10 protein-coding genes are annotated in these 13,069 nt (G+C 62.6%); 5 read left to right on the top strand and 5 right to left on the bottom strand.

The features are described 5' to 3' along the window. Positions 1 to 1,094: 1,094 nt before the first annotated feature. The 4 genes from M1P90_RS23760 to guaB all read right to left on the bottom strand — a co-directional run bounded on the left by M1P90_RS23760 (position 1,095) and on the right by guaB (position 5,310). The gene (locus tag M1P90_RS23760) at positions 1,095 to 1,517 is read right to left on the bottom strand and encodes a hypothetical protein (protein WP_483697957.1); all 423 of its coding nucleotides are present in this window, start codon (positions 1,515 to 1,517) and stop codon (positions 1,095 to 1,097) included. Beyond that, a complete protein-coding gene (locus M1P90_RS23755; RefSeq protein WP_483697956.1) occupies positions 1,514 to 3,151 on the bottom strand; it encodes a signal peptidase I in 1,638 nt (545 codons plus the stop codon). The genes M1P90_RS23760 and M1P90_RS23755 overlap by 4 nt, the downstream gene beginning before the upstream one ends. A 1-nt stretch (position 3,152) precedes the next feature. Next, on the bottom strand, positions 3,153 to 3,539 hold the full coding sequence (locus tag M1P90_RS23750; RefSeq protein ID WP_483697955.1) for a hypothetical protein: 387 nt from the start codon (positions 3,537 to 3,539) through the stop codon (positions 3,153 to 3,155). Positions 3,540 to 3,858: 319 nt separating this feature from the next. Beyond that, complete coding sequence (gene guaB / locus M1P90_RS23745; protein ID WP_483697954.1) at positions 3,859 to 5,310, bottom strand: IMP dehydrogenase; 1,452 nt, start codon at positions 5,308 to 5,310, stop codon at positions 3,859 to 3,861. A 282-nt stretch (positions 5,311 to 5,592) separates the two neighbouring features. Between guaB and M1P90_RS23740 the strand changes: the two genes are divergently transcribed. The 3 genes from M1P90_RS23740 (at position 5,593) to M1P90_RS23730 (ending at position 8,753) form a co-directional block, all read left to right on the top strand. After that, a complete protein-coding gene (locus M1P90_RS23740) occupies positions 5,593 to 6,066 on the top strand; it encodes a MarR family winged helix-turn-helix transcriptional regulator (protein ID WP_483697953.1) in 474 nt (157 codons plus the stop codon). A gap of 110 nt (positions 6,067 to 6,176) precedes the next feature. After that, positions 6,177 to 8,030, top strand: a complete 1,854-nt coding sequence (locus tag M1P90_RS23735; protein ID WP_483697952.1) for an MDR family MFS transporter — start codon at positions 6,177 to 6,179, stop codon at positions 8,028 to 8,030. A 336-nt stretch (positions 8,031 to 8,366) separates the two neighbouring features. Continuing rightward, positions 8,367 to 8,753, top strand: coding sequence for a VOC family protein (locus M1P90_RS23730; protein ID WP_483697951.1), 387 nt, complete (start codon positions 8,367 to 8,369; stop codon positions 8,751 to 8,753). A gap of 345 nt (positions 8,754 to 9,098) precedes the next feature. On the opposite strand, the gene M1P90_RS23725 is transcribed toward M1P90_RS23730, so the two are convergent. Next, positions 9,099 to 9,926 carry an LOG family protein gene (locus M1P90_RS23725; RefSeq protein WP_483697950.1) on the bottom strand — a complete coding sequence of 276 codons (828 nt, stop codon included), beginning with the start codon at positions 9,924 to 9,926 and terminating at the stop codon, positions 9,099 to 9,101. Between the two features lie 553 nt (positions 9,927 to 10,479). Between M1P90_RS23725 and M1P90_RS23720 the strand changes: the two genes are divergently transcribed. Both M1P90_RS23720 and thrS read left to right on the top strand, forming a co-directional pair. Further along, positions 10,480 to 11,073: a hypothetical protein gene (locus M1P90_RS23720; RefSeq protein ID WP_483697949.1), complete on the top strand. Its 594-nt coding sequence runs from the start codon at positions 10,480 to 10,482 to the stop codon at positions 11,071 to 11,073. A gap of 81 nt (positions 11,074 to 11,154) precedes the next feature. Beyond that, positions 11,155 to 12,939, top strand: coding sequence for a threonine--tRNA ligase (gene thrS / locus M1P90_RS23715; RefSeq protein ID WP_483697948.1), 1,785 nt, complete (start codon positions 11,155 to 11,157; stop codon positions 12,937 to 12,939). Positions 12,940 to 13,069 lie beyond the last annotated feature (130 nt).

Here is a 13,069-nt window from a genome sequence, read left to right as displayed (position 1 = left end):
CAAGCTTCCAGGAAGCTCATCTGAGTATGAGATTGAAGTAAAACTGGCTTGAGCTTCCTGGAAGCTGAGTGCAGGGAAATTTATTTTCCAGAGTATTTGGAGCCGTAGTGCTGTATTCTCGCTTACGAATTTGGCGAAATAGTGAAATGAAGCCATATCAGCGCAGCCTGGCACAGCGGCGCAAAAGGAGCGCGAAAAACGCTCCAGCGCATTGGGCTGCTGCTTGCGCATACCACAATCAACCGTGCGAAACGGCGATCGTCATCGATACGGCGCGACAAAAAGGGATTGTGCAGCGCGGGCCAGGGGACGCAAAAGTGGCCCGGGAATGCTGCAACTGCTTGTGGTGCTCACTGCTGGCCGCGTTGTTCCGCCCGTCGCCGGGCAGGTTTGGCTGGCCGCTTGCAGGCGGTGGCGCGCCTGGGAGGCATCCGCTGATCTGTCGATTTTTTGCGGCTGCTGAGCGCTCCGTTACTGCACTCAGGCCCGCATTAGCCCCGGCTCGCGCCAGGGAACCTCCACCTCGTCGGCTGAAGCATGCGCCTCAGCTCATGCGCTTGGCTTCCCGTTATTGGCTCCTTGCACCTCCGCTCGCGTCCGTCGTCGCTTCTTCACGGCGCTAGTATAGCGGTTCGCGTGCTTCTTGCCAACCCCTTTGTGCGGTTCTTCAGCGGCGTATCAGGTTTACTATCCCGAAAGCACAACAACTGAGCCACAGAGCACACAGAGAGCACTGAGCAAGAAACCTAACTCGGTGACCTCAGTGCACTCTGTGGCTAAACTAATCTGCTGTTTACAATAGGGGAAAAGAAGCCAGTGCCAGCGTGAGCGTTGTTCGCGTGGCGCGGGCGTGCGCTGTGTGCCAGCCCGGCCGCAGATGCCCGCGTGGCTGTGCGCCAATTGGTTTTGCGGTTGCATGTCGCAAGTTTGCAGGTTAGAAAGTTATGAGTTCCGCGGTTCTTGGTTCTGCGGTCTGGGCGTATAGCAATACGCCCTTCGTCGGTTCCCGGTCTGGGCGTATAGCAATACGCCCTTCGTCGGTTCCCGGTCTGGGCGTATAGCAATATGCCCTTCGTCGGTTCTCGGTCCCCATCTTACTGAATCTGCGTCTCGCACGAGGCGTCGAAGGTGTCGGTACCCAGGCCGCCGGTGCATATGTCGAGCCCTGGCCCGCCAATCAGCACATCGTTGCCCGCCCCGCCGTCGAGCACATCCGCGCCGCCGCCGCCCAGAATGCAATCGGCCCCGCTGCCGCCCGTAATCGTGTCGATGCCGGAACTGCCGAGGATGAGCGTGTTGCCGCTGTTTCCCAGGAAAATGCCGCTCCCCGTCACTACCGAGCTGAGATTGAGACCGCTGCATATGGCGGGCTTTAGCGCATTGGCGTTGATGATTTGCGTAAAGCTGCCCACGCCGGATTTTGGCACGCTATTGGCTGTGGCCGAGGCCACGCCAATGCTCACCAGCAGCACAAGCAGCGCGCCCAGTGCCACGCCGCGCAAGAATCGGTGCATCATACACGTGCCTCGCGGGGTACGCTGCTCGCCTCAACCACGCGGTAGTGGTAGCGCGTGCCGGCGATCTGCACGACATAATGGTGAATGGGGCCGCAGCGCTCGTACAGGATCATGCGTTCTTCGCGCTCGGCCAGCCGCGCCAGGTCGCTGAAGTTAGCCACCTCGACGGTATCGTCGGCAATCAGCACGTCGCTGTCCTGCACGGCAATCAGGCGCGGCCCATACTCGAACTGAATGCGCGCCGGTTCGTCGGCCAGGCCGGCGAGCGCGTGTTTGCGCGCCAGCCACACGCCCGCTGCCAGCGCCAGCACGGCCACCGCCAGCGCGATCCAGCGGGCGGGAAGCACACCAAGCTGCAAGCCGAACAGTGCAATGGTGTTCGGCTCTACAACCATATGCGGCAGCGCGCCATCCTGCGCCGGCGCAAACGGGTCGGCATCGCTGGTGGTGTCGCGCTGCACTTGCATTTCAAGGTCGTCGAGGCGGAAGCGCAGGCGCGGCGCAAAGCTTGTGTCGCGCAGCGGCTGGCCGGCCAGCGTGCCCGCCAGCTCGATCTGCGGGAAGATTGCTACGGTGAAAAATTCGTGCTTCACGCCAGTTTGCGCTTCAATCTGGTCGGTCAGTGTCTTGATGCTTGCCAGATCGAGCGTGCCCTGCGCGGCAAACTGGCCGCCGGTGAAGCTGGTGCGCGGTTGCAATTCGAGCGTGCGCTTCCAGCCGTCGTTTGCCCCGAGCTCGGCAAGCAGGCGGTAGCTGCCGCCCCACTGGTGTGGCTGTTCGGCGCTGGCGCTGTAGTGGAATTCAAACGGCACCTGGCGCACCAGTGCGCGGAAAATTGGCTGGCCCGACTGCGCCGCGCCGGTGTCGTACACGCTGCCGGGCGCGGATGCGCTGTAGCTGAAAATGCCGCGCTGCATGTAGGGAAGCGGGCTGTCGGCGCTGCGCTCGGTTGGGCGCGTGAAGGCTAGCCCGGCCAGCAGCAGTGCCGCGCCGAGAAGTGCAAAAATGGCGATCTGGGCGATTTCGAGGCTGCCGCGCTGCATACCGCCCGGGGCGGGCAGCTGGCTGGGCGCGGCGCGGGTGGCCGCCTGCCGGCGTGGGCGCTGCGGCGCGGGCGCGCTGGCGCGCAGTTCCTCGGCGTAGCGTTGCAGGCGCTGGCGCCGGCGCTCGTGTTCGTGTGCAGTGGTCAGCATACTCGTTCCCCCGATCAGAAATACCAGCAACGCCATATGCGCGGGCACCCGCAGCCACTCGATGGCGCTGCCGACCTTTGGAACGTACAGCCAGTAGGCGCCCAGAAGCTCACGTTCGGCAGGGTGGTATGAGTCGATCCAGTCGTTATGGTCGCCCTTGAAGATGTAGCGTGGTCCGTCGCGCCCAACGATGCGATGGATCACCGGCCCGATCTGTGGGTGCTGGTAGGTCGCAATCTGCCCGATTGTGTAGCTGTCGGCGGCCCGTACAAATACCAGGTCGCCGCGGTGCAGGCCCGGTTCCATGCTGTTGCCGTTGATGATAATCAGGCGTGTGCTGCCACCCAGCTGCGGCGGCGCCAGCGCAAGCCAGGCTGCAAGCAAAAGCACGATCATGCTTCCGGTTACGAGCGTGGAGCTCTGGCGCCGCGCTTTGCTCATCTTACTGGGCCGCAATGATGCGCAGCTCGTCGGCGGCGCTGGCCGTGATGCCGGTCAGGGTGCAGCTCCAGGTCGTGCCAGACGTGTTCGAGCAGCTAAACCAGGTGCTGCTGCCGCTCACCAGTTTGGCTTTCACGGTTGCGGGGGCGCTGCCACCCGAGGTGGGCGAAATCGAGAAGCTCACGCTGTCGATCGTTGAGGGCGTGGTGGCGTTGAGCGTGTACGAAATGCTCGACACCGTGTAGCCGCTGATGGTGCCTTGCCCATCGCCTGCCGCCGTCGCCGGGACGGTGTTGCTTGCTGCGAAGCCGTAGGCAGCCAGCGAAAGGAGCAGCACCAGGCCAAACAGAGCGAGTGTACGGGTGGAGAGGTTGCGAAAACGAAGCATTGAAGTCTCCAATCTCGTGATGCGCCTGCACATAGCAAGCTATACGACTGTATTCCTGCGTATTTGTGTCGTACAACAGCGATTCAGTCCTATGGCCTGGTAGGCCATGTGTTGTGCGGTGGTACTAGCCGCCTAGCGGTGCACAAAGATTTGCGCATTGGAACGCTATGGACTGTGAAGAAAGGCGTGGTACTTCCTGAGCCACGTACTACCTATGGTGAAGAAAAAGCAGATTCTGATGGAGAGTCGTAAAAACGGCGAACGACCAATCAAGTGATTGGCCGTTCGTCGGTCGCCGGTTTTCGGTTGTCAGGGCACGCTAGCGCGTTTCGACATCGTGCGCGCCGCTTTCCTGCTTGCCCGCCGAGGTGATCCGCACAAACTCGGCGTTGTCCCACAGCTCGGCAATAGTTGCCGCGCCGGCATAGCTCAGCCCCGAGCGCAGGCCGCCAACCAGCTGATAGACGACATCCTTCACCGGGCCGCGCGTGGGCACCATTGCCTCGACGCCCTCGGGCACCACGCGCTCCCAATCCTCCGGGTCGACTTCGCGGTGCGCTTCGACGGCCTGCCGGTCGATGTTGGCGGTGAGCGACGCCATGCCGCGCACGACTTTATAGCGCCGCCCGCCGCGCACCACATTCGCGCCCGGGCTTTCGTCGGTGCCGGCCAGCAGGCTGCCAAGCATCACCGTGCTCGATCCCACCGCCAGCGCCTTGGTAATGTCGCCCGAGGTGCGGATGCCGCCGTCGGCAATGACTGGCACGCCCAGCCCGCGCCCGGCTTCGGCGCATTCGGCCACGGCGGTGAGCTGCGGCACGCCAAAGCCGGTGACGATGCGCGTGATGCAGATCGAGCCTGCGCCAACGCCCACTTTCACCGCGTCCGCGCCCGCCAGCACCATGTCGCGCACGCCCTCGGCGGTGGCGACGTTGCCGCCCACGACATCGACGTTCGGGAAGCGCTGCTTGAGCGCGCGCACCATGTCGAGCGCGCCGTCGGAGTGGCCGTGCGCGATGTCGACCACCAGCGCATCAGCGCCGGCCGCCACACATGCCGCCGCGCGATCCATGTCGCTGGGGCGAATGCCAACGGCGGCGGCCACGCGCAAGCGCCCGCGCGAGTCTTTCGTCGCTTGCGGCCACTGCTCGATCTTGATAATGTCCTGCGCGGTGATCAGGCCCTGCAGCGCGCCTTCGCGGTCAAAGACCGGCAGCTTTTCCAGCCGGTGGCTGCGCAGCATATTACGCGCATCGTCGATCGAGCCGCTTGGGTCGCCCGTCACCAGCCGCTCGCGTGGCGTCATCACGTCGCGCACCGGGCGATTGGCGTCGGGCTCGAACAAGAGATCGCGTGTCGTCACCAGGCCCACGATCTCGTCGCCCGGGCCACACACCAGCAGCCCGCCAATATCGTGGCGCGCAAGCTGGGCGCGCGCTTCCTGCACGGTGGCGTCGGCCGGGATGCTGTGCGGCTGCTCGACCATAAAGCCCTCGGCGCGCTTCACGCGCTCGACCTCGGCGGCCTGGCGCTCACTTGTCATAAAGCGGTGGATCACGCCAATGCCGCCCATGCGCGCCATCGCCAGCGCCATCGCCGCCTCGGTCACCGTGTCCATATTCGCGGAGATCAGCGGCACCGCCAGCCCAATCGAGCGGCTGAACTGCGTCTGCGTCGTGACAGCGTGGCGCGAGCGGATCGATGAGCGTTTCGGCACCAGCAGCACATCGTCGAAGGTGAGCGCCGTTTCCGGCCGAAGTTTCATTGCCATAGTGGTTTTCCTTTTCCTGTTGCTTGCGCGGGCGTTGAGCGCGCCGGCGCTATTATACCCCGTAGGTATGGCGGTTGCAGGATTTGCTCCACGCTCTCAGAGCTATGTCAAGGTTCCAAATTCATCCGCAGATTACACAGATGACACAGATTATGGCTCTTATTATCTGCGTAATCTGTGTAATCTGTGGACAGCTCGGTTCCTATTGTAACGTTGCTGAAAATTAGTTCGAACTTGACAATCATTCAAAGGGTGATATACTTCGAAAGTTCGAACTATTCAATGATTGGAATGATTATGGAGGATGTGAGCGCGCCGCCGGCCAGCACACGGACATCGGCCCTGCTGCGCGAGCTGATAAGTTACATTTTGCATCGCTCGGCAGGCGAAAACCTGCGCGTCATGTGCGAGGCAAATCTCTCGATGCCGCAGATGGTGACACTGCATCTGCTGGGCAAGCGCGGGGCATTAACAATCTCGGCCCTGGCCGACAACCTGCGCCTGTCGCTGGCCGCCACCAGCCACCTTGTCGACCGTATGGTTCAGCTTGGCTTTGTGGCGCGCACCGAAGACGCATCCGACCGCCGCCAGAAGCTGGTGGCGCTGACGCCCAGCGGCCAGGGGCTGATCGAACGCCTGGTGGCCGCCCGCCTTGCCGAAACCGACCCGATCCTCACCAGCCTGCCCGACGATCTGCGCGAGCAGCTCGAAGGCGTGCTGGAATTGGTGCTCGAACGAATCCGGCTCAACTCCTAGAAAATGCATTCCGCGCCAGCGCTGGCCCGTAGGCATTCCGCCGCATGTGTATGCTGCGCGCATGCCCGGCACAGCGCTGTTTTTCGTACCGATGAAAGGAACGCCCTGTTATGGCGACAACCACCCAGGCGCTGCCCACGCCGCAGCGCATCGATTATGCCAGCACGCTCGACGGGCGCAGCAAGGCCGTCATTCTGGTGGGCGTGCTGCTTGGCTTGCTGCTGGCCGCGCTCGACCAGACCATCGTCTCCACCGCCATGCCGCGCATCGTGGCCGAGCTGCAAGGGCTCGACCTGCTTTCGTGGGTGACGACCTCGTACCTGCTCGCCAGTACGGCGATGGTGCCGATCTATGGCAAGCTTTCCGACCTGTATGGCCGCAAGATCATTCTGATCTTCGGCATTGTGGTCTTTCTGCTTGGCTCGATCCTGTGCGGCATTGCGCCAACAATGCTCATGCTGGTGGTATTTCGCGGCATTCAGGGCTTTGGCGCGGCCGCGCTCACGTCCACCGCCTTTGCCGTTCCAGCCGACCTGTTTGTGCCGGCTGAGCGCCCGCGCTACCAGGGCATTTTCATGGGCGTGTTCGGCCTCGCCAGCGTAATCGGGCCGTTTGTTGGCGGCCTGCTGACCGACGGGCCGGGCTGGCGCTGGGTGTTTTATGTGAACCTGCCGCTCGGCGTGCTGGCGCTGGCGTTCATTATGCTGAAAATGCCGCGGATGCACAGCGGCCTGCGCACCCCGGTCGATTACCTGGGCGCGGCGACGCTGATGCTGGCGGTAGTGCCCATGCTGCTCGCGCTCACGCTCGACAAAACCATCCACCCGTGGACTTCGCCGCTGATCCTGGGCATGCTGGCCCTGGCGGTGGTCGGCCTGGTGCTGTTCGTCGCTGTCGAGCGCCGCGCGGCCGGGCCAATTTTGCCCTTGCAGTTGTTCCGCAACCGCACCTTCGCGCTGACCATGCTGGCCTCGCCGCTGCTGGGCGCGTGCCTGTTCACTGCCGTGCTGTTCCTCTCGCTCTACCTGGTGAATGTGCTGGGCGTCAGCGCCACCGCCGCTGGCAGCACGCTCATCCCGCTGATGGGCGGCATGGTCATCAGCTCGATCGTCTCGTCGCAGATCGTGCAGCGCATGGGCCGCTACAAATTCATGGTGCTCGGCGGCCTGCTGCTGATGGCGGTTGGCTACTGGTGGCTGACGACGCTGGATGTCAACACCACGCTGGCCGACGTGCGCTGGCGCATGATTGTGCTCGGCGTGGGCCTTGGGCCGGCCATGCCAACGCTCACTCTGGCGCTTCAGAATGCGGTGCCCTTTGAGAACATCGGCACGGCTACGGCGGCGCGGCAGTTCTTTCAGCAGCTTGGGCAGGTATTGGGCGCGGCGATCTTTGGCGCGATCCTCACCACCACGCTCACCAGCTCAATCGAAGCGAACCTCGCGCCGGTGAAGGCCAAGCTGCCGGCCGAGATGGCGGCGCAGTTCGACACCAGCAAGCTGAAAAATGGCACCGCCAGCGAGGGCGCGGCCGGCGAGCCGGTTTCTGCCGAGCAGCGCATTGCCGACGCGATCAGCCAGCGCTTCGACGCGCAGCGCGCACTGCTCACCAAGGCCCTGGGCGAGAATGACCCAGCCGCGATCAAGGAGCTGAGCGCGAACCCGCAGACGCCCGACTCGCTGCGCCAGCTGCTGGCGGCCAAGCTGCCCGAAGCCACGCGCAAGCAGGCGCTGGCGCAGGCGCTCGCCGCGCTCGACACCGCCGAGGCCGATGCGCAGGCGCAGGGAATGGAGCTTGGCAGCGAGATCAGCGCGGGCGTGAAGCAAGCCTTCACCGAGAGCGTCACGCAGCTCTACTGGTACGCCATTCCGCTGGTGCTGCTGGCATTCATCATCGCCCTGTTCATCCCCGAGCTGCCGCTGCGCCGCACCAACGGCCCCGCGCCGGCCGTGATGATGGAGTAGTTTTCTGCTTCGTATGGTTCAGGAAAGTGGGTTTGATGAGAGGTTTTCGCACCCAGCGCGAAAACCTCTCACTATTTATAGGAGTTACGCAGTTGGCATGCTGAGCCTTCGGCAGCCCCTCATCAGGTTCGGGAACCACGGTATTTATCTTTTTCTTATGTGCAGTTTTCCGCGCTTTGCGCGGAAAACTGCACATAAAAAGAATAGAAAACACCTTGCTGCCGCAGGCAAAAAAGAGGAGAAAAATGGTGACATACTCTTGTCACCGTTCCTCTGCTACACTACGCTTGTATCACACCGGGCGCCGCACGCAGGTGCCCGCAGAAGGAGGCAGCAATGGCAGTTCAACCCGATATGATCGGCATTGTGGTGAGCGATATGGCGGCGGCGCTGGGGTTCTACCGTCTGCTTGGTCTGGATATTCCCAGCGGGCAGGACAACGAGCCGCACGTCGAGGTTTCTACCCCGAACGGCTACCGCATCGCGTGGGACAGCGAGCAGATGATGCGCGACATCTACCCGAACTGGCAGGCGCCAGTGGGCCACCGCATCTCGCTGGCCTTCAAATGTGACAGCCCGGCCGAGGTGGACGCCCTGTACTCGCAGATTGTCGCGGCGGGGTATAGCGGCCACAAGGAGCCGTGGGATGCCTTCTGGGGCCAGCGCTACGCCCAGGTTGCCGACCCCGATGGCACCGTGGTCGACCTGTTCGCCGCGCTGTAGGAATAGCCAAACCACCGAGGGTTACATGTTTGCAAGTTGCAGGTTGCAGGTTGTTATGACCGCGCGACAAATGTGTAATGAACCGCAAAGGACGCAAAGAGCGCGAAGATTTACAGCAGTTTGCAGTCGGCAGGACGCAGTAGGCAGTTGAATTTTCCGCGCTGCAACGCCTTCTCGCCAGCATATGAGTGTTCAATTGTTCTGCAGGCCGCGCTCAGGGCAGGCGAGCTTCGCCCCTACAGGCACCCCTTCACCTTGTCATCTCGACATCTTGTCACGCTCCGCGTCCTTTGCGCTCTTTGCGGTTGAATTCTGCCAACTCAACACTCAGCATTCAACCCTCGCCTACTCATCCTCTTCGCTCAGCACCTGGCGCGTCACATCGCGGGCGGCGGCCTCGTGCTCGCTGCGCCAGCGCCGCTCGCGAATCGATTTAACGATCAGGTCGCGCACTTCCTCGGGCGAATCGCACAGCACCAGCAGGTCGAGATCTGGCTCGGCGATCTTCTTCTCGGGCAGCATCGTCGCGCGCAGCCAGTCGATCAGCCCTTGCCAGTAGGCGGTGCCAAACAGGATCACCGGGAAATTCTGAACTTTGCCGGTCTGGATGAGCGTCAGCGCCTCGAACAGCTCGTCCATGGTGCCGAAGCCGCCGGGAAAGATCACAAAGGCCTGCGCATACTTCACAAACATCGTCTTGCGCACAAAGAAGTAGCGAAACTCAATGGCGATATCGACATACGGGTTGACGTTCTGCTCGAACGGCAACTCGATGTTCAGGCCCACCGACTTCGCGCCAGCGGCGCGCGCGCCCTTGTTGCCCGCCTGCATAATGCCCGGCCCGCCGCCCGTGATGATCGTCAGGCCGGCCTCGCCCAGCAGCCGCGCCGTCTCCACCGTCGCCTCGTACATGGCGTCGCCCTCGCGCACGCGCGCTGAGCCAAAGATCGTCACTGCGTCGCCCAGCCCGGCCAGCGCGTCGAAGCCATCGACAAACTCGCCCATGATCCGCAGCACGCGCCAGGGGTCGGAGTGGGTGAACTCGGGTTGGGCGGGCGGCGTGGCGAGCAGCCGTTCGTCCTCGGTGGGCTTGCCGCTGATTGCGGCGCGGTTAAGCGAGCGGTGCGTGTGCTTGGCCCGGGCCTGGCTTCGTTGCCGCTTGTTGTTTGCCATTGGTGCGCGCCTTTCGGTCATACAGTATGGGTTGGCGAGACGACGAGAAATTTTACCACAGAGGCACGGAGACATCGAGTTATATGTTGGCAGGTTAGAAGGTTGACAAGTTTGTGCGAACTCAAAACTCAGCATTCAACATTCAACATTCAGAACTTGCAACCTGCCAACTGCCTACTGCCTACTGCCCGCCGCCATCTCCGCCCTGCGAACGACTTGACATCTGCAAGACGCGTGCTATGATTCCACGCAATATCAAATGCTTTGACGAGGACACATCGCCTGGCCACAGCCCCCAGAGAGGAAGCGCCACCGACTGCGAGCGCGACCGGCCCCGAGCCAGGATGATACCACCTCCGAGCCGCTGCCTGAACACCCCGGCTACTAAGGCAGCGCGGCCAGCCACCGTTATATGGCCCTGAGATTTCAGGTTTTCGGTAGCGCGTGCTGCGCACAGCTATCGCTGAACTGAAATAAAGTTTGGGTGGAACCACGAAGCATGCCTTCGTCCCGATCGCGGGGCGAGGGTTTTTTGTTATCACAAGGGGATGTAATGAGTTACCGAACAAGCCGCCCGCCCGAGCGACGCCGCCGTGGCAATGGCTGCCTGGCCGCGCTCGTGGCGCTGGTGTGGGTGCTGCTGATCGCTGGCGTGCTGTACTACTTCTTTCTGCGCCCGCAGGTGAGCCGCTACCTGGGCGACCAGATTGGCAGCCAGCTGCGCGACAACGGCGATGTGCAGCAGCAGGTCGATCAGGCCGCGCAAAGCACCCTGCCGACCGCTATTGCCGCGCTGCCTTCCGGCGAGGTGCGCGTGACCGAGGCGCAGGCGAATGAATTTCTGGCCAGCCGATCCGACGATTTCAAGCCGATTGAGAGCATCACCGTGCACTTCGTGCCGGGCCAGGTGCAGGCCGACCTGCGCGCGCTTGGAACGACCAGCACCGCCAAGCTTGGGCTGGCCGTGCAGGATGGGCGCATCATCGCCGTCGCCCCGACATTGAGTGGCCCGCTCGGGCAGGTGGTGTCGCTACCCTCGCTGACCGCCTCGCTGGAACGGCAGCTCAACGACCAGCTTGCCATTCAGGGCCGCACAATCACGGCGGTGCGCGTCGAGCAGGGCGCCATCGTCGTCACCAGCGAATAAACTATTTACGATTGGGTTAGGCGAAACAGCTCAATCATAAATCCAAAATCGTCAATCGTATATCGAATAAAGGAGCCTGCCATGCCAGTTTCACCCGACAAAGATCCATATTACAAACTACGCCACTCGGCCGCGCATATCATGGCCGAGGCCGTGCTGGAGGAGTTCCCCGAAGGCAAGATCGCGATTGGCCCGCCGATCGAGGATGGCTTCTACTACGATTTCGACCTGCCGCGCTCGCTCACGCCCGAAGATCTGGCGGCGATCGAGGAGCGCATGCGCCGGATCATCAGGGAAAACCACCCCTTCGAGTATCGCGAGGTCAGCGCCGCCGCCGCGCGCGAGCTGTTCAAAAGTCAGCCCTACAAGGTTGAATTGATCGACGGGCTGGCGCATGGCCTCGACGAGTATGGCGAAACGCACCACGGCGACACGGTGATCTCGACGTATAAGCACGACACGTTTGAAGACCTGTGCCGCGGCCCGCATGTGGCGAGCACGGGCGGAGTGCCGTCGGATGGCTTCAAGCTGCTGAGCGTGGCTGGCGCATACTGGCGCGGCGATTCTGAAAAACCGATGCTGCAGCGGATCTACGGCACGGCCTGGAACAGCAAGGACGAGCTGGATGCCTACCTGTTCCGGCTGGAAGAAGCCAAGCGCCGCGATCACCGCAAGCTCGGCAAAGAGCTGGGGCTGTTCTTCTTCTCCGAAGACGTTGGGCCGGGCCTGCCGCTGTTCACGCCCAAAGGCGAGTTGCTGCGCTACACGATGGAAAAGTTTGTGCGCGACACGCAGACGCGCTATGGCTACCAGCACGTCTGGACGGGCCACATGGTCAAGGAAACGCTGTACCACAAATCCGGCCACTACGAGAACTATTCCGACGTCATGTTCCCGCCGATGGAAGATGAAGGCGTGGTCTACCGGCTCAAGCCGATGAACTGCCCGAGCCACATGACACTGTTCAAGGAAATGGGCGTGCACTCGTACCGCGAGTTGCCACTGCGCTTTGCCGAGTTCGCCACGCTCTACCGCTACGAGCCGACGGGCACGCTCAGCGGCCTGACGCGCGTGCGCTCGCTGACGCAGGACGACTGCCATGTGTTTTGCACGGAAGACCAGATTCAGGAAGAGTTCAGCCTGGCGCTGCAGCTCATTCGCGAGGTGCTGGCCGCCTACCAGATGACGGATTACCGCGTGCAGCTTTCGTTGCCGGCCGCCGAGGGCAAGTATGTGCGCGACGACGAGAAATGGCAGAAGGCGATTGCCGCGCTCAAAACGGCGCTCGACACGAATGGCGTAGCCTACGAGGCGGTTGAGGGCGAGGCAGCGTTCTATGGCCCGAAGGCCGACTTCATGGCGAAGGACGCGCTGGGCCGCGAGTGGCAGCTTTCCACGATCCAGATCGACTTCATCCAGCCGGCGCGCCTGGGCGTGGAGTACATCGCTGAGGACGGGCAGGCGCACACGCCCGTGCTCATCCACCGCGCCGTGACGGGCTCGACGGAGCGCTTCCTGGGCGTGATTATCGAGCACTTTGCGGGCGCATTCCCGGCATGGCTCGCGCCCGTGCAGGCGCAGATCATCCCGATCTCGGATGAAAAGCACGGCGTGTATGGCCGCGAAGTGAAGCAGAAGCTCGAAGCTGCCGGCCTGCGCGTTGAGCTGGACGAAAGCAAGGATCGCATGCAGGCCAAGATCCGCCGCGCGCAGCTGCAGAAAGTGCCATACATGCTGGTGGTGGGTGGCAAAGAGCAGGAAGCCGGCGCGGTGGCGGTGCGCCTGCGCAGCGGCGAAGACCTGGGCGCGATGCCGCTGGACGCGTTCATTGCGCGGGCGCGGGGCGAGATCGACGCGCGGGCGTAGGAAATTTGGTGTATGATGTGCGCGGCGCTGTGGAGCTTGCTTCCCGGCGCCGCGCACAGAATTATTCTGAACCACGACAGGGCAATGTCAGCATTGGAATGAGAACGAGATGTATCCACAGATGATGCAA

Source organism: Kouleothrix sp. 19917 (assembly GCF_057073505.1).
The sequence above is the reverse complement of the archived record's forward strand: the minus strand, read 5'-3'. Positions and strand labels throughout refer to the sequence as shown.